At 48.7% G+C, this 593-nt stretch carries 1 protein-coding gene; it reads right to left on the bottom strand.

All coding sequences use genetic code 11. The features are described 5' to 3' along the window. On the bottom strand, positions 1-578 hold a 578-nt coding region (locus tag ACTMS9_RS30655; RefSeq protein WP_441166634.1), incomplete at its 3' end, for an AMP-binding protein. Positions 579-593 lie beyond the last annotated feature (15 nt).

Here is a 593-nt window from a genome sequence, read left to right as displayed (position 1 = left end):
CGGAAGCCTCGGATATTGACCTGATGGTCTTTTCTGCCGAGATAGATCAGCTCGCCATCCTCTGTCCATTTCACTAAGTCGCCTGTGCGATACATGCGCTCACCTGGATAAAATGGATCTGGGACAAATCGTTTATCTGTTTCCTCCGGAAGATTCCAGTACCCCCTAGCCAGTCCTTTTCCTGCGATCACAAGCTCACCCGGTACGCCTGGCGGCGAGAGGTCATATAACGAACCCATAATGTAAAAACGTGTATTGGCAATCGCTGTTCCGATTGGAAGCGTTCCTTGATCTGGATTGATAATCCCGCTTGTCGCCACGACTGTATTTTCCGTCGGACCGTAGTTATTCACGAGTTTATATGGAACAGGCTTTACCTGTTTCAGCTTGTCGCCGCCAGTCAGTAGGTAGCGCAGTGAATGATTGTCCATTGACATAAATTGCTCGCATAACTGAGTTGGCAGGAACGCAATGGTGATCCCTTTTTCATTGAAATACGTATTGAGCTTGATCATATCGAGACGAATCGCTTCATCGATGATGTGCAGCTCTGCGCCGGCGATCCATGACGGGAACATTTCCCAAATGGAGGC

The organism is Micromonospora sp. L31 (assembly GCF_052068075.1).
Classification (GTDB): Bacteria; Actinomycetota; Actinomycetes; order Mycobacteriales; family Micromonosporaceae; genus Micromonospora; species Micromonospora purpureochromogenes.
Note: the sequence above shows the minus strand (reverse complement) of the source record. Positions and strands in the feature narration are given on the sequence as shown.